This is a genomic window from Caulobacter segnis ATCC 21756 (genome assembly GCF_000092285.1).
In the GTDB taxonomy this organism is placed as follows: domain Bacteria; phylum Pseudomonadota; class Alphaproteobacteria; order Caulobacterales; family Caulobacteraceae; genus Caulobacter; species Caulobacter segnis.
In genome coordinates this window covers 3,099,763-3,114,334 of the sequence record NC_014100.1, presented here as the reverse complement: position 1 = coordinate 3,114,334, position 14,572 = coordinate 3,099,763, and the positions used below count along the sequence as shown (strand labels likewise).

At 67.4% G+C, this 14,572-nt stretch carries 18 protein-coding genes and 1 tRNA gene; 10 read left to right on the top strand and 9 right to left on the bottom strand.

Features of this window, described 5'->3' with window-relative positions:
• The first annotated feature begins 45 nt into the window (after nucleotides 1-45).
• A complete protein-coding gene (locus CSEG_RS14280; protein ID WP_013079949.1) occupies nucleotides 46-330 on the top strand; it encodes a hypothetical protein in 285 nt (94 codons plus the stop codon).
• Here the strand turns inward: CSEG_RS14280 and CSEG_RS14275 are convergent, their stop codons facing one another.
• The 6 genes from CSEG_RS14275 to CSEG_RS14250 form a co-directional block, all read right to left on the bottom strand.
• Nucleotides 331-840 carry a VanZ family protein gene (locus tag CSEG_RS14275; protein ID WP_013079948.1) on the bottom strand — a complete coding sequence of 170 codons (510 nt, stop codon included), beginning with the start codon at nucleotides 838-840 and terminating at the stop codon, nucleotides 331-333.
• 113 nt (nucleotides 841-953) lie between these two features.
• Nucleotides 954-2,756: a M1 family metallopeptidase gene (locus CSEG_RS14270; protein ID WP_167535133.1), complete on the bottom strand. Its 1,803-nt coding sequence runs from the start codon at nucleotides 2,754-2,756 to the stop codon at nucleotides 954-956.
• Between the two features lie 37 nt (nucleotides 2,757-2,793).
• Nucleotides 2,794-3,354 (bottom strand): demethoxyubiquinone hydroxylase family protein, encoded by a 561-nt coding sequence (locus CSEG_RS14265; protein WP_013079946.1) that lies wholly within the window; start codon nucleotides 3,352-3,354, stop codon nucleotides 2,794-2,796.
• Complete coding sequence (locus CSEG_RS14260) at nucleotides 3,351-3,908, bottom strand: disulfide bond formation protein B (RefSeq protein WP_013079945.1); 558 nt, start codon at nucleotides 3,906-3,908, stop codon at nucleotides 3,351-3,353. Before CSEG_RS14260 ends, CSEG_RS14265 begins: the two co-directional genes overlap by 4 nt.
• Complete coding sequence (locus CSEG_RS14255) at nucleotides 3,905-4,513, bottom strand: YqaA family protein (RefSeq protein ID WP_013079944.1); 609 nt, start codon at nucleotides 4,511-4,513, stop codon at nucleotides 3,905-3,907. Before CSEG_RS14255 ends, CSEG_RS14260 begins: the two co-directional genes overlap by 4 nt.
• Nucleotides 4,514-4,697: 184 nt before the next feature.
• Nucleotides 4,698-6,923 (bottom strand): TonB-dependent hemoglobin/transferrin/lactoferrin family receptor, encoded by a 2,226-nt coding sequence (locus CSEG_RS14250; protein WP_013079943.1) that lies wholly within the window; start codon nucleotides 6,921-6,923, stop codon nucleotides 4,698-4,700.
• Nucleotides 6,924-7,080: 157 nt separating this feature from the next.
• On the opposite strand from CSEG_RS14250, the gene CSEG_RS14245 reads away from it, so the two are divergent.
• The 5 genes from CSEG_RS14245 to CSEG_RS14225 all read left to right on the top strand — a co-directional run bounded on the left by CSEG_RS14245 (nucleotide 7,081) and on the right by CSEG_RS14225 (nucleotide 9,778).
• A complete protein-coding gene (locus tag CSEG_RS14245) occupies nucleotides 7,081-7,866 on the top strand; it encodes a DUF4198 domain-containing protein (protein ID WP_013079942.1) in 786 nt (261 codons plus the stop codon).
• A gap of 14 nt (nucleotides 7,867-7,880) precedes the next feature.
• A complete protein-coding gene (locus tag CSEG_RS14240; RefSeq protein WP_013079941.1) occupies nucleotides 7,881-8,351 on the top strand; it encodes an EF-hand domain-containing protein in 471 nt (156 codons plus the stop codon).
• 102 nt (nucleotides 8,352-8,453) lie between these two features.
• Nucleotides 8,454-8,702: a DUF3297 family protein gene (locus tag CSEG_RS14235; protein WP_013079940.1), complete on the top strand. Its 249-nt coding sequence runs from the start codon at nucleotides 8,454-8,456 to the stop codon at nucleotides 8,700-8,702.
• Between the two features lie 31 nt (nucleotides 8,703-8,733).
• Nucleotides 8,734-8,976 carry a hypothetical protein gene (locus tag CSEG_RS14230; protein ID WP_041538652.1) on the top strand — a complete coding sequence of 81 codons (243 nt, stop codon included), beginning with the start codon at nucleotides 8,734-8,736 and terminating at the stop codon, nucleotides 8,974-8,976.
• A 292-nt stretch (nucleotides 8,977-9,268) separates the two neighbouring features.
• Nucleotides 9,269-9,778, top strand: a complete 510-nt coding sequence (locus CSEG_RS14225; RefSeq protein ID WP_013079938.1) for a MarR family winged helix-turn-helix transcriptional regulator — start codon at nucleotides 9,269-9,271, stop codon at nucleotides 9,776-9,778.
• On the opposite strand, the gene CSEG_RS14220 is transcribed toward CSEG_RS14225, so the two are convergent.
• Nucleotides 9,765-10,760, bottom strand: a complete 996-nt coding sequence (locus CSEG_RS14220) for a P1 family peptidase (RefSeq protein WP_013079937.1) — start codon at nucleotides 10,758-10,760, stop codon at nucleotides 9,765-9,767. The genes CSEG_RS14225 and CSEG_RS14220 overlap by 14 nt on opposite strands.
• Nucleotides 10,761-10,859: 99 nt before the next feature.
• Between CSEG_RS14220 and CSEG_RS14215 the strand changes: the two genes are divergently transcribed.
• The 3 genes from CSEG_RS14215 to CSEG_RS14205 all read left to right on the top strand — a co-directional run bounded on the left by CSEG_RS14215 (nucleotide 10,860) and on the right by CSEG_RS14205 (nucleotide 12,695).
• Nucleotides 10,860-10,944 (top strand) — tRNA-Leu (locus CSEG_RS14215).
• A gap of 110 nt (nucleotides 10,945-11,054) precedes the next feature.
• Entirely contained in the window at nucleotides 11,055-11,792 is a 738-nt protein-coding gene (locus CSEG_RS14210; RefSeq protein ID WP_013079936.1) for a LamG-like jellyroll fold domain-containing protein, read from the top strand.
• A 75-nt stretch (nucleotides 11,793-11,867) separates the two neighbouring features.
• Nucleotides 11,868-12,695 carry an oxidoreductase gene (locus CSEG_RS14205; RefSeq protein ID WP_013079935.1) on the top strand — a complete coding sequence of 276 codons (828 nt, stop codon included), beginning with the start codon at nucleotides 11,868-11,870 and terminating at the stop codon, nucleotides 12,693-12,695.
• Here the strand turns inward: CSEG_RS14205 and CSEG_RS14200 are convergent.
• Nucleotides 12,692-13,306, bottom strand: coding sequence for an alpha/beta hydrolase (locus CSEG_RS14200; RefSeq protein WP_013079934.1), 615 nt, complete (start codon nucleotides 13,304-13,306; stop codon nucleotides 12,692-12,694). The two genes, CSEG_RS14205 and CSEG_RS14200, sit on opposite strands and share 4 nt — an antisense overlap.
• 118 nt (nucleotides 13,307-13,424) lie before the next feature.
• A complete protein-coding gene (gene msrB / locus CSEG_RS14195) occupies nucleotides 13,425-13,904 on the bottom strand; it encodes a peptide-methionine (R)-S-oxide reductase MsrB (RefSeq protein WP_013079933.1) in 480 nt (159 codons plus the stop codon).
• Between the two features lie 52 nt (nucleotides 13,905-13,956).
• On the opposite strand from msrB, the gene CSEG_RS14190 reads away from it, so the two are divergent.
• Nucleotides 13,957-14,529, top strand: a complete 573-nt coding sequence (locus CSEG_RS14190) for a type 1 glutamine amidotransferase family protein (RefSeq protein ID WP_013079932.1) — start codon at nucleotides 13,957-13,959, stop codon at nucleotides 14,527-14,529.
• The last annotated feature ends 43 nt before the right edge of the window (nucleotides 14,530-14,572 follow it).

The window sequence follows — 14,572 nt, the reverse complement described above, 5'->3', positions numbered from 1 at the left end:
CGGCAGGGTTTTATCTCCGAGGCCTAAAGCCATCGGAGACAAGCCATGACCCGACCCGACACCCACAAGGGCGAGGACCGACACTTCACCCACGGAACCTCCGCGTCGACCGCCGACATGGCGGCTGAAGCCGAGATCCGGCGCGAGGACAAGTCATTCGACGCGCCTCACGCCCGCGAGGCGGAAAAACCGCTCCGCGAGGGTGAAAAGCATGACCAGCTCGCCGACAAGGTCGAGACGGCGGAAAACCGTCAGGAAGCCTTGCTGGACGAAGGGCTGGAGGAGAGCTTTCCGAGCAGCGACCCGGTCAGCGTCAAACGCATCACCTGATTAGCGAGCGGGGAACCGTTGCGAGGCGCGCTCGGCGAAGTTCGCGGCTTCCGCCGAGCCGTCCTGCGGTTCGAAAGCGACATGAGCGCGGCGCGACGCGCGTCGCGCGTCCATGGCGGCGATCTCGGCGAAGGTCAGGGCGCCTTGCTCGCGGATCATCCAGCGCCAGCGTTCGATCATGCTGATCGCGTAGACGGCGTAGATGCCGACCGCGTCAGCCACCCAGTCGACCAGGCTGCTGCTGCGCGCGACGTAGGTCTGGGCGATCTCGACGCCAGCGCCGATCGCCAGCGCGATGAGCATCATGTCGAAGCGACGACGGAACGGGAAGGCGAAGAACGCGATCATCAGCAGGACGCCGAAGGCGAACGCGTGAGCGACCTTGTCGCTCATGCCGAGGATTTCCTCCGCGCCCGCGAACGGGCCGAGGGTCAACGCCACCACGGCCAGAACGCCCAGAACGAGGACGGCGCGGGCCACGGGAACGATGTGGGCGGGCTTGAGGAACATGCGAGGATCTCCAAATGGCGTCCTCGTCTTTAAGGTGAAGGTTACGCCAACTGGTGAACGAACGCGGTTAGCCGATCATAACCTTTTCGACCCTCGTCATGTCCTCGACAGTCTTATTTTGATCCGCCCGCGGCCTTCTTCTTGGCCTCCGCTGCGGCCTTGTCCGCTTCGTCCTTGGCTTTTTTCCAGGCTTGGTAATTTTCAAGATAAGGTTGACGGCGCAGGACCTTTGACGCGGGGTCGATGATCACCGGAACGGCGGGGCCCACGGTGATGCGGCCGTTTCCGCCGGCCATCGGCGCGGTCACGATCTTGTCTCCGACCTGCACCTCGACCGGCATCGGGAAGGGCTTGTCCTTGGGCGTCTTCCAGGACAGCACGAGATCATCGCCCTCCCGGGCCTGCAGAAGCTCCGGCGGCTGGGCCTCGTACAGATAGATGTCGAAGAACCAGCCGTAGTCCTTGCCGGTCACTTCGTTGACGATCTTGATGAAGTCCTTGGTGCCGAGATAGCGCGGCGAGAAATTGCCGGGCTTGGGGTCGGGGGTCCCATAGACGGCGATCCGGGTGATCTTGAAGAACGCCTCGTCGCCGACCAGCGCCCGCAGCGTGTGCAGGACGTTGGCGGCCTTGTAGTAGATGTCGTTCCCGGGACCGCGATCGCCGTTATAGACCTCGTCTTCCTTGAGCTGTCGGCCCGAGACGATCGGGAAGCGGTTCTTGCTGTCGACGCGCATCTGGTTCAGGCGCGCCATGTACTCCATGTCGCCGTGCAGCCACTGCGAGAACAAGGGCTGCATGTAGCTGCCGAAGCCTTCGTGCAGCCACATGTCGTCATTGTCGGCGTTGGTCAGCTGGTTGCCGAACCATTCGTGCGCGAACTCGTGCTGCAGCAGCCAGTCGAAGCCATAAACGTCCTTGCGGTATTCGTTGCCGTAGGCGTTGATGGTCTGGTGCTCCATGCCCAGGTGCGGGGTCTCGACCACGCCCATCTTCTCGTCCCGGAACGGGTAGGGGCCGATCATCTGCTCGTAGAAGTCCAGCATCGGCGTGAACTCCGCGAACAGGGCCTTGGCCTTCTCGGCGCGCCCCTTCAGATACCAGAACGACATCGGGAAGCTGTCGCCGTAGCGGCTCCTGTAGGTGGCGGTCAGCTCTTCGTAGGGACCGACGTCAAGGGCGATGGCGTAGGTGTTGGGGGCCTTGGCGCGCCAGTTGTAGGTGCGCCAGCCATCCTTCTCGGTCATGCCCAGGAAGACGCCGTTCGCGGGCGCGACCAGCGGAGCTGGCACGGTGATGTGCAGATCGACGAGCTTGGGCTCGCCGGTCGGGTAGTCGATGCAGGGCCAGAAGATGTCGCAGCCGTCGCCTTGCACGGCGGTGGCGATCCAGGGCTCGCCGGACTCCGTCTTGCTCCACACGAAGCCGCCGTCCCACGGCGCGCGCTTGGCTTCCAGCGGGACGCCGGCGTAGGTGACGGCCACGGTGACCCTCTTTCCCTTCGCCACGCGCTTGGGAAGCGTGATGGTCATGCGGCCTTCGGGATTGGTCCAGGCCGAGGGCTTCAGCGGCTTGCCGTCGATCGTCAGCTTGCTGATCGCGAACACCCGGTCGAAGTCGAGGACCAGTTTGTCCAACGGCGACTTGGCCGTGAAGGTCAGGGTCGCCTCGCCCTCGATCGCCTTCTTGTCGGGCAGGATCTTGAACTTCAGGTCCGCGTGGTCGAAGGCCAGGGCCTGCTGCTCGGCGGGCATCGGACCGCCCGTCTCCAGGGAAAGGGCGCTGGTCTTCAGGGGCTCGGCGGCGGGCGCCATGCTCGCGGCGGAAAGGGCGAGCAGAGACGCGGCGCAAGCGGCCACGGCGCGGATACGGACGGACAAAATGGGCGACTCCCCAACGCGAAGGTGTTGGAGCATCGGTAGGCTTGGGCTCCGGCGGCGCCAAGCGCCGGGTTCAGATCTTTTCGCTGATTTTGATGGCGGCTCGACAGCCGGCCTGGATCACGGCGCTGAGCACCGGGTAGCCGGGCGCCTCGCGAGCCCCTTCCTCCACGGCCAGGTCTCGGTGAGCCAGCTCGTCGTCGCGGAACTGGGAGAGTTCGGCGGCCAATTCCGGATCGCGGTCCTTTAGCTCTTCGATCTGGCCGGCGTAGTGCTTCTCGATCACGGACTCGACAGCCTCGGTGCAGGCGTGCGCGGCCTTGTCGCCCATGAGGGCCGTGCCGGCGCCGAGCGCAAAGGCGGCCGCGCGCCAGATCGGCGACATCAGGGTCGGGCGCACGCCGCGCTCGGTCAGCAGGTCGTTGAAGCGCGTGAGGTGGACCTGCTCGTGGCCCTCCATCTCCTTGAGCTGTTCGGCGATCCTCTCGCGGCCCGGCGCGTTCCGCATCACCGCCGCCTGGCCGCGATAGATGTGAACGGCGGCCAGTTCGCCGGCCTGGTCGACGCGCAGGATCTCGCCCAGGCGAGTCTTCTGGGCGCCCATGCCGGGGCGAGGGGGCGTGGGCTTGCTCATGCGGAGGCTTCCGACTTGCGAAGCGCCGCCAGGACGGACCAGACGGCCAGTTTCAGGGAGATCAGGACGTTCCAGCCGGCCATGGACAGGCCCAGGAACACCCAGGCGGCCTTGTCGCACGCGGGCGCCTTGATCTTCGCGGTCCCTTTCAGCATCGCCTCAAGGTTGGCGGCGGCGGCTTGGCCGGCGCCGGAGCAGCTGGAGGGGCCGGGCCACCATTTCCACTCGGCGCCGGCGTGATAGGTCGCGAGGCCCGCGCCATAAAGGAAAAGCGCGCCCAGCAGCAGGTTGGCCGGCAGTCGCAGGCGCGGCCACAAGGGCGTGCGCTGCAGAACAACGGCGATCAGGCCGACGGCGCCGGCGGCCCAGTAGATTTCGCGTTGCTTCAGGCACAGATGACACGGCGCCAGGCCGCCGAAGCGTTCGAACGCATGAGCGATGGCCAGCAGCAAGGCGCTGGACAGAAAGGCCAGCAGCGGCCAGTGGCGCGTGACCAGGTCATAAACCCGGCTCACCAGCCCGCTCGCCGGGTTGCCGACGTTGTCGTTCGTCATGCCACGCAGGCTCCGCCGTTTCCGCTACCGCCAATGAAATGGCTCGCGGTCAGGCCGATGACAATGAGGGCGATCAAGATTCCGGCGAACAGGGCCAGGCGGCGCTCGACCACCGGCAGCAGGGCGGGGCCGAACTTCTTGACGATGAAGGCCACGAGAAAGAAGCGCGCGCCGCGGGTCAGGGTCGAGGCGACGATGAAGATCGGGAAGCTGAACGCGGCCAGGCCCGAGGCGATGGTGACCAGCTTGTAGGGGATCGGGGTCAGGCCCTTGGCCAAGATCACCCAGACGCCGTACTTGCCGTACCAGCACTGGAACTGCTCCAGCCCGCCGGAATGCCCCGTCGCCGCCATGATCCAGAGGCCGAAGTCACGCAGGAAGAAGCCGATCGCATAACCAAGGCAGCCGCCCAACACCGAGGCGATGGTGCAGATCAGGGCGTAGCGCCAGGCCTTCTCGGGCTTGGCCAGGCACATCGGCGCCAGCATCACATCCGGCGGGATCGGAAAGAACGAGCTCTCGGCGAACGATACCGCGAAGAGGCTGGTGGGAGCGTGGCGGGAGGCGGCCAAGCCCATGACCCAGTCGTAAAGGCGACGCAGCATGCGAACTCCGAGTGAGGTGAGGCTCCGTAGCTAAAGGGAGATCGCCAAAAGTGTAAGCGGTTTTGGCGGCTATCTTGCATCCGAACGAACGAACGCCCCGATCCTGGCGAATCGGGGCGTGGACTTGACCTCTTCGCTCACGGGGCGCGCGCGGCTTCCCGTCCGCGCGCGCCGCCTCCACGGCCTAGAACTTCAGCGCGAGGGAGACGCTGTAGTTGCGGCCAGGCTGGCTGTAGGCGTCCTTGACGGTGGAGTTGTCGGCCAGGCCACGCATGTCGCTCCACCACCAGTACTTTTCGTCGGTCAGGTTGAAGACGCCCGCGCGGACCGTCACAGCGTCCGTGGCCGCCCACCAGGCGGTGAGGTCGGCGACCGTGAACGAGGGCGGCATGAAGCAGTTATAAGCCGAGCTGCCGCTTGTTCCGGCGCAGGTCACGCCCGCCCGGCCGGCCGACTTGCGGTCCGAATGGATGACGCTGAGCTCGCCGCCAAACTTGCCCGAGGGCGCGCGGTAGTTGACGCCGCCCGTCACCTTCACCGGATCGATCGACGTCAGCGGCGTGTTGACGCCGTTGGTTCGAGACGCGCCGCGGGCGTAGGACACCGCCGCCTTGGCCGTGAAGCCTGCGCCGAGGTCGAACGAACCCTTGGCCTCGGCGCCGCTGATCTTCACGCCCGACAGGTTGACGTACTGGTAGACGGCAGGATTGGCGGCGGTGAAGTTCCCCGACACCTGCACCTGCTCGATGAAGTCATCGTACTCGCCGGTGAAGCCCGTCACGGCGACGCGCCAGCCCCCGCGATGCAGACGGAAGCCGGCCTCCAGGGTGCGGCTGGTCTCGGGCTTCAGGTTGGGGTTCGAAACCGACTTGTAGTTCGACACGAGGTTGGCGAAGCCGGTGTTCACCTGAGACGGCGACGGGGCCTTGAAGCCGGCCGCCAAGTTGGCGAACAGGGTCACCAACTCGGTCGCGTCCCAGACCAGGCCGATCTTGGGGCTCAGGTGCGTATCGCTTTGGCCCGACGTAGTCGTGGTGAACAGCGGGTCGGCCTTCGGGTCCAGCTTGTAGTAGTCGAAGCGGACGGCCGGATAGATCGTCACCGGCCCCGCCGTGATCTCGTCTTGGACATAGAGGCCCCCCAGGGTGAAGTCGGTGGTGGGGAAGGCCTTGCCTGGGAAGGTCTCGCCGGCGGGCGGGACCGTGCCGTCCCGCGTGCCCTGCTGGCGGGTGATCGAAGCGTCGCCACCCCACACCACGTCATGCTTTAGGGCGCCGGTCTCGAAGCGGCTGTGCAGCTCGACGCCCGCGCCGAACACGCGGTTGTCGAAAGTCGCGTCCCGCGTCCGGTCCGCGGCGGTGTTTCGGTCCTCGGCGGAGAACTGGCGGGTCTTGCTGCGCTGCCAGTACAGCGTCGTCTGCGCGGCTTCGATAAGGCCTTGGCCGCCGTCGAAGCGGTGGTCGAGGCTGACGCGATCGCGCTTCATGCGGTCGAAGGCGGTCAGGCCCAGCACGCTGGTCGAGGCCAGCGGCGGCTTGGCGATCGCCGACAGCACCGTCCAGTCGACGTCGCGGTCCAAGTGGTCGACGGTCAGGCGGAAGCGATTGTGGTCATTGGGGCTGTAGATCAGCTTACCCAGCACCGCGTTGGACTTGTTGTCCTCCGGATTGGCGGTGGTGCGGTCGGTGTTGGCCGAGTCGTTGGTCCCCGCCGTCTTCTGGCCTTCGCCGTCGCGGCGGGTGTAGGCCAGCAGCGCCTCCCAGCGGTCGCTCCGACCGGCCAGGACCAGGCTCTCGCTCCAGCTTTCATCGGCCGAGGCGTAAGCCACGCGAGCGCGGCCGGCGACATTTTGCCCGGGCTTCAGGATGTCCGACGGATCCTTGGTGATGAAGCTGACCGACCCGGCCAGACCATCCGCGCCATAGAGCGCCGAGGCCGGGCCTCGAACGATCTCCACGGATTTGAGGATGTCGAGATCCACGTAGTCGCCGCGTCCGGTCGACTGGGCCCCGAACGCGAAGCCGTCCGGCACACGGACGCCGTCGACCACGATCAGCACGCGATTGCCCTCGAGGCCCCGGATATTGAAGCCGGCGTTTCCGTCGCGCCCCGTCGAGGCGCCGGCGGCGGTGAAGCGGGCGGGGGCGGTGCGCACCGCGACTCCAGGCTCGTCACGGACCAAGTCCTTGATGTCCTTGACCAGCCCGTCCTCCATCTCGTCGGCCGAGATCACGCTAACCGTCGCCGGGGCTTGCGAGAGCGTTTTCTCCGAGCGGGTGGCCGTCACCGTGACCTTGTCGACCTCGGTGGCGTCGCTCGGGACCGAGGCGTTGTCGGCAGCCTGGGCGGACGAGGCGAGCAGGGCGGCGGTCGAGGCGGCCGCCAGGGCGGCCAGCTTCAGGCGAGACATCGATATCCCCTTCGATGGTTTATGCGAACCATTCGCAATTGATGGCGACGGGGTAGAGGGCGGTCCTCGCCTGGTCAAGCTATTTGCAATTGATTCTCAGAACTAATCGCAATAAGTCGAGGTCGCCGCGTTTTGGGCGGCGTCAGGGATGTCGTCGATGATCCGTTCTCTCCGCGCCGGCCTGCTGGGCGGCGCGCTCCTGCTGGGCCTGGCCGCGACGGCCGCCCAAGCCCATTCGCCCTATCTCTTGCCTAGCGTGTTCGACGCCTCCGACCGCACCCTGGTCACGGTGGAGGGGGCCTTCACCGAGAGCTTCTTCACGCCCGAGGTCGTGATGAAGTCGGACGCCTACGCGGTGATCGGCCCCGACGGCGTCCGCACGCCTCTGACCCCGACCTATCTGCGTCAGTTGGCGATCGCCGAGGTCGTGACGGAAAAGCCCGGCACCTACCGCATCACGACCGGTCAACGCGCTGGTCGTGTCGCCAAGGCCGCCCTGGTCGACGGTGACTGGAAGTTCTTCGAGGGCGGCAAGGCGCCGGCCGACGCCATCGACATGCAGAGCATCACGACCGCCGACGTCTATGTGACGCGCGGGGCGCCCAGCGACGCGGCGCTTGCGCCGACGGGGAAGGGGCTTGAGTTCCGCCCGATCACGCATCCCAGCAAGATCGTCACCGGCCAGCCGGCGGTGTTCGAAGCGCTGTTCGACGGCAAAGCGCTGCCCGGCCTGAGGGTGACGCTCAGCGCCGCCGATGACCGCTACGCCGACGCCAAGGCCCCGCCCCAGACCTTCACCACAGACGCCAAGGGCCTTGTGGCGATCAAGGTCGAGCGCTCCGGCGTCTACCAGGTCCAGGCCCGTCACCGCGTCGCCTCAGCGGGGCCGGGCCAGCCCGGCCAGAGCCACACCTACGCCCTGACGTTCGAATCCCTCCGCTAAGCCAAGGACACGCCATGAACACCCGCATCTTCTTCACCGGGGCGGCCCTTTTCGCCTCGCTGCTGGCCGGTCCGGCCAGCGCCGCCTCCCACGCGCGCGACACCTTCATCAAGGAGCAGGATCAGAACGGCGACGGCGTGGTCACCAAGGACGAGTACGCCGCCACGCGGGCGATCCAGTTCAATAACACCGACACCGACAAGAACGGCGTGCTGTCCCAGGCCGAGTATGTCGCCGAGTTTAAGGCGCGCCTTGAAAAGAAGCTGTTGGCCTCGGACCGGACGGCCGAAAAGAAGGAAGAAGAGCGCGAGCGCCAGATGCGTCAGACCGACGTGCGCTTCCACGTCCTGGATAGCGACAAGAGCGGCGCGATCACCCGGGCCGAGTTCGACTATTCCGGCTGGCGGATGTTCACCCACCACGACACCAACGAGGACGGCGTGGTTTCAGCGGCGGACCCGATCAAGGACGACCAGCAGACCTAGGCTGGCCACGGCGCGCGGCGTTCGATTTGGACTTTCTGCGTTTCGTGGGTATCACCGCCGGCCAAGACACGGGCCGCGCGCCCGCATCCAAGTTGGAAGACCATGAGCGACACGCCTCCCGACCGCCTCTCCGTCAACCCCGACAGCCCCTACTACGACGCCGATCTGCTCGAACGCGGCATCGGCATCCGCTTCAAGGGCGTCGAGAAGACCAATGTCGAGGAATACTGCATCAGCGAGAAGTGGGTGCGCGTCGCGGCCGGCAAGACGCTGGACCGCAAGGGCAACCCGATGACCATCAAGCTGCAGGGCGACGTCGAGGCCTATTTCCGCGACACCGCCGAAGGCTAGGGGCTTGGCGGACGATCCCGATCTCGAGGCGATGGCCCGCGACGAGCTTTCGCGGGCCATGACCCTGCGGTGGCAGGATCTGCGCGGAATCGTCCCCTGGGGGGACACCTTCGAGGGAATTTCGCCCGCCGGCCGCTATGTCGAGGTGGAGCGCAGCTACATCTGGGCGGCCGAGGAGGGCGGCGACATCCTTTGCGAAGTCGCCGTCTATGGCGGCCCGTCGCGTTATGATCACGGCGCGAGAGCTTCGGCGATGATCCCGCGGGCCGTCTAGGCGGACGGGAGCCGGAGCTGACTCGGGCCGCGCTAAGACAAAAACGCGTATTTCAGGCCCGCCGAGGCATAAGAACGCCACTCAGGAAGGCGAGGCAGCTATTCTCTGCCCACGGGGCGTGCGAAACTGTCTCTTCGCGGGGGTGGGCGCCGCGGGGCATTGTGACCCGGGCCGGCCACGCTCAGATCAAGACGCGCACGGACCGAAACGCCAGGGTCCGGCAAGCGCGGATGGACTGGCGAAGGCCGCTCCTTCAAGGCGGTCGCGCCTGGGAGGACGAAAGGAACGGGACATGACCGCTACGGTCTCTCCGCTTACCCCGGGCGCGCCGGATGCGCCCGAAGCCGGTGTCAGTCTTTCCGATTACGTGCCCTATCGCCTGGCCACCGCATCGGCGGCGGTCAGTCGCCTGATCGCCCGCGCCTACGAGGACCGGTTCGGTCTCACCATCCCGCAGTGGCGGCTGATGTCCGTTCTGGCCGAAGGCGCGCTGACCCCGCACGCCGCCGTCACCCGCACGGCGATGGACAAGGTTCGCGTCAGCCGCGCGGCGCAAGACTTGGTGGTTCGTCGCCTCATCGCCCGCACCACGGTGCGCTCCGACCGTCGGTCGCACACCCTGGAGCTGACGGCCGCCGGCCGCCGGCTGTTCGCCGAGATCGCGCCCCTGGCGCTCGCCTACGAGGCCACGCTGCTGGCGGGTCTGGCGCCGAGCGAGGTCGCGACGTTCAAGCGCCTTCTGAGCCATCTCGAAACCGCCGCCATCCAGTTGGCCGGCGGTGAGACGATCACGCCTCCCTAGCTTCAAACACCGCGCGCGCGATCGCCCGGGCCAGGCAGTCCGCCGCCGCCGAGCCAAGGCGTGAAAGGGCGGCCGCGCGCCCCGGTCCTTCGCCCAGCGCCGCGGCGCCCGAAGCCAGGGCGAAGACGATGTCGCCGTCGAACGCCGTGTGGGCTGGGCGGATCGCGCGGCCCATGCCGTCATGCGCCATCATCGCCATGCGCTGAGCTTCGGCCGTCCTGAGGTCGGCGGTGGTCGCCACCACCGCGAGCGTGGTGTTCGCGCCAGGGCGAAGGCGACCCATCGCCCCAAGCTTGGTGTCGTCGGGCATCGGCTCAATCGCCGTCGGCATCGCGCCGGGGCGACGTCCGCCAAACTCTTCGTCGATCTCGAACGGCCAGGCCCAGAAGGTCTCGCCATCGGGCATATAGACCGAGCCCACCGGATTGGCCGCCACCAGCGCGCCGACGATCAGGCCGCCGCCGAGATCCAGCGACGCCGAGCCCAGACCGCCCTTGATCACGCCGGCCATGGCCCCGCGGCCCGCGCCGACGGCGCCGAGCGGGAAGTCGACCCGGGCGGCCTCGACCGCCTTCATGCCGAGCTCCCGATAGGGTGGGGAAAGCCCCCAGGCCTTGTCGCCGCCATTGCCCAGATCGTGCAGCGCCGCGGCCGGCACGATGGGGATCGCCGGCGAGTCCGCCGCCAGCTTGACCCCCATGTCGCGGGCCGAGAGGGCGATGGCCGCGCCGTCGGCCGCGCCGAGGCCGAACACCGAGCCTCCTGACAGGCAGATGGCGTGGGCGCGAGAGAAGCTGTTTTCGGGCCGCAGGGTGTCGGTCTCCCGCACCGCCGGCCCGCCGCCGCGAACGTCGACCGCCGCCGTCCAAGCCTCGGGGCAAAGCAGGACCGTCACGCCGGTCCGGACGGCTTCGTCCTCGACGCATCCGACGGTCAGGCCGGGAACATCGGTGATCAGGTTGCGAGGGCCGGGCGTCAGCATCGGGAATCTCCGTGATTTTCGATGCTAGACCGGTCTTCGCGAGACTGGAATTCACCGGCGACGCCTGCTAGGAAGACCACCCTTCGCGTTGCGAAGCCTGCGGGCGTGGTGAAACTGGTAGACGCGCCGGACTCAAAATCCGGTTCCGAAAGGAGTGTCGGTTCGACCCCGACCGCCCGCACCAACTCTATCTTCCCTTGAAAATCGAGCCCCGGATTCGGCTTGAAAAAGCCCCGGTGTCGTCTCAGCATCTGCGCTGATACCGGTGTCAGTAAGCGCTGGGGAGGAGACGACATGACCGCCTTGAAGGGGCCAGGCGACCTTTCGCGACCGATCGCACGGCGAGTCGTTCTCGGCGGGCTGGGCGCCCTGTCCGCAACGCTCCCCGCCGCGGCCATGGGGCGCAGGCCGCCGCGTGATGCGCCCGACCAGATGCGCTGGACCTTCGACCGGCTGACGAACATCGGCGGCGTGGCGACCACCGTCGAGGGCGATCCGCGGCTGATCGACAGTCCCTATGGCAGGGCCGTGCAGTTCGACGGCGTGGACGACCGGCTGGTCATCGACCGTCACCCTCTGGCTGGCATGTCGCAGTTCACCTTCGAGGCGCTGTTCCGACCCGACGGCGGGATCTTCGCTCAGCGGTGGTTCCACCTGAACGAGGAGGACCCCTCGCCCGGCGCGCCGCCGTCGGTCACGCGGATGCTGTTCGAGATTCGGGTGACCGGCCAGGCCTGGAGCCTCGACGCCTTCACCACGGGACCAGGGTATAAGCAGACTCTGCTGTTCCAGGACAAGCTGTTCCCCGTGGGCCAGTGGTACTGGGTCGCCCAGAGCTATGACGGCAAGACGTACCGCGCATTCGTGAACGGCCAGCTGCAGGGCGAGGCGGATATCGCTTTCACGCCGCAAGGGCGGGGGCGATCGTCGATCGGCGCGCGGATGAACAAGATCGACTACTTCAAGGGCGCGGTGCGCGAGGCGCGCTTCACGCCGCGCGGGTTGGCGCCGGAGGCGTTACTGCGGACTTAGGCCGGCGCGGTAGCGCGCCCCAAAAGACTCGTTCAGCGTGCGCCCGCGCCCAGCGGATGGAACGGGAGAACGCGCATGTCCGAGCAAGTCTGGTTCATCACTGGGGCCTCGAGCGGATTCGGCGAGGCCTTCGCTCGCTACGCCATCGGCCAGGGACACAGGGTGGTGGCCGCCGCCCGAAGCATCGACAAGCTGGCGGCGCTCGCCGCCGAGGCACCCGGCCAGGTTCTGGCCCAGCCGCTGGACGTCACCAAGGCCGGCGACGCCGAGGTGGCCGTAGGGGCGGCGCTCGATCGCTTCGGCCGGATCGATGTGCTGGTCAACAACGCCGGCTACGGCGTCGTCGGGGCGGTCGAGGAGACGCCCATGTCCGAACTGCGCGCCCAGATGGAGACCAACTTCTTCGGCGCCGTCGCCGTCACCCAGGCCGCGTTGCCCGCGCTTCGGGCTCAAGGGTCGGGAGCGATCGTCAACATCTCCAGTCTGGGCGGCCAGCTTTCGATGCCGGGCTTCGGCGCCTACAGCGCCAGCAAGTTCGCGCTGGAGGGGATGTCCGAGGCGCTGGCCGGAGAGCTCGCGCCCTTCGGCATCAAGGTGCTGATCGTCGAACCCGGGGCGTTCCGCACCAATCTCGCGTCTGGCGCCATGCGGCACATGCCGGCCAACCCGGCCTACGCCGAGACGGTCGGCCCGACCCGGGAGTTCGCCCACTCCATGCACGACACCCAGCCGGGAGATCCGGCCAAGGCCGCGCGAGCGATCGCCAAGGCCCTGGCCGCCGACGTCACGCCCCTGCGTCTGCAACTGGGCGCCGACGCGGTCGACATGGTCCGCGGTCACGCCGAACGGCTGCTCGCCGAGCTTGAGGCCTGGGCGCCGGTGGCGGTCGAAACCACCTTCTAGATCCGCCGCGTCGCCTCGACCTGGTCGATCAAGCCCTTGAGCAGCGTGCGACCCTTCGGCCAGGGGCCATGGCCCGAATCGACATTGATGTGGCCCGCGCGGCCCAGGTCGACGAACGTCGAACCCCAGCCGCGGGCGAAGGCCTCGGCGCGCTCGATCTCGACATAGGGGTCGTTGCGGCTGGCGACGACCAGGGTGGGGAAGGGCAGGCGCTGACGCGGGATCGGCGAGAAACCGACCAGCAGGCGGCCCGCCGGACCCTCACGATTGACGTCGGCCGGCGCCACCAGCATCGCCCCGCCGACACCACGTCCGCCGGTCACCTGGGCGAAGTGCGCCACAAGGGCGCAGCCCAGGCTGTGGGCCACCAGGATCGCGCCCGGCCTCCGTCGCACGGCCTCGGCCAGGCTGATCGTCCAATCCCCCAGCAGGGGACGCTCCCAATCCTGCTGCTCGACCCGCTCGGCGTTGGGCAGCTCGCGCTCCCAATGGGTCTGCCAGTGATCAGGGCCCGAATTGTAGAGACCCGGAACGATCAGGATCGGCGGACCGTCGGTGTCGTCGCGACCGCGGCGACGCGGCGTTTCGAAAGTGTGCGGGGCGGGGGTCATGATGCGCTCGGGTCAACGGGGGGCCGTCGAGCGCACATGGCTCCTTTCGGGGTCTCGACTCAATTCATATGAATTCAATAGGAATTGAGAAAAGCTGGGGCGAGACCACCGTTTCGCCTTAAGCGACCTGATCGCCGCGATGCAAGGGATCGGGCAAAGGATCGCCTGACTTCACGAACTGCAGCGACACCGAGTTGATGCAGTAGCGCAGCCGCGTCGGCGCGGGGCCGTCGGGGAAGACATGGCCCTGGTGGCTGTCGCAGCGGGCGCAACGGGTCTCGATGCGGACCATGCCGTATGAGGTGTCCCGCACCCCGACCACATGGTCCTCGGCGAACGGCGCGTAGAAGCTGGGCCAGCCCGTGCCGCTCTCGAACTTGGTCTCGTGCTTGAACAGCGGCAGGCCGCAGAGGCGGCAGCAATAGGCGCCGGGGTTCTTCTCGCCCAGCAGGCCGCCGCAGAACGGCGCCTCGGTGCCGTGGTGCAGGAGGACGCGCGCCTCCTCGGCCGTCAGGTCGGCCTCCAGGCGTTCGCGTTCGGGCTCCGTCGGCGGCGTGAGATCGAAGCCGGCGGTTGAAAGGATGGCTGCGTCTGTCATGACAGCTAATGTAGGCGCTTACGCGCGCCAGCGGTAGAACCAGGAGCGTCCCATGACCGTCGCCGTCGCCTTTCTGCAACCGGGCTGGGCCGATTGGGAGGCCGGCGCGGTGCTGGCCTTGCTGCGCGAGCATCTGAAGGTCCAGATCGAGATCGCCACCCCGACCGGCGATCCGGAGACCTCGATCGGCGGAATCCTGGCCGCCGCCGACTATCGGTTCGACGATCCGGTGCTGAGCGACGCCGACCTCTTCATCCTGATCGGCAGCGACGCGTGGTCGGAGGGCGAGGCCCCGGCGGTCACCGCGCTGCTGCGCCAAGCCTTCGCGGACGGCAAGCCGGTGGCGGGCATCTGCGCAGGGACGACGGCCCTGGCGCGCGCTGGCCTGTTCGAAGGCCGTAAGCACACCTCGAACGGCAAGGACTGGCTGGAGGGCGTGGTCCCAGGCTACGCCGGATCTGAGCACTATGTCGACACGACCAAGGCGGTGACGGACGGCAAGGTGGTCAGCGCCTCGGGCCTGGCGCCGGTGACCTTCGCCGCCGCTGTGGCGCGTCTGGTGGCGCCGGAGGCCGAAGAGATGATCGCCGGGTACGAAGCGATGTTCGCGCGTGAGTTTTCTTAAGCGGTTTAGTCTCTCATAGATTGCAATCATCCGCCTTTCCCGT